Raw genomic sequence first — 409 nt, forward strand, 5'->3', positions numbered from 1 at the left:
TCCACTTTCATAATGTTTTGTTACATTTCCGTTTAAGTCATATTCATATGATTCTATTAATTTAGAATCTTCATCTTCTTTTTGACTTACCGTAAGCACATTACCGTATATGTCATATGTGCTTTCCTGTGTCTCTTTTCCTTCTGTTTTTGTTATTCTGTTATTATCACTGTCATATGTGTATGTGGTCTTTTTGTCACCATCTGCAACTTCTATCACATTTTTGTTTCCATCATATGTGTAGCTTACCTTTTTGCCGTCCGTATACGTAATCCCTGTCTTGTTTCCGTCATTGTCATAACTGTACTTTACTGTTTTTCCATTTTCATAAACTGTTTCTGTTATTCTGTCAAGTTCATCCCTTACATATGATATTGTTCCACTAGCCGTTGACATTGCTGTCTGATAG

1 pseudogene is annotated in these 409 nt (G+C 34.0%); it reads right to left on the reverse strand.

Going from position 1 to position 409, the window contains the following annotated elements:
• Positions 1 to 409 (reverse strand): annotated as a pseudogene (locus DWX29_RS12400) (hypothetical protein); the annotation flags it as partial.

The sequence above is a fragment of the Eubacterium sp. AF19-12LB genome, assembly GCF_003479125.1.
In the GTDB taxonomy this organism is placed as follows: Bacteria; Bacillota; Clostridia; order Lachnospirales; family Lachnospiraceae; genus Eubacterium_U; species Eubacterium_U album.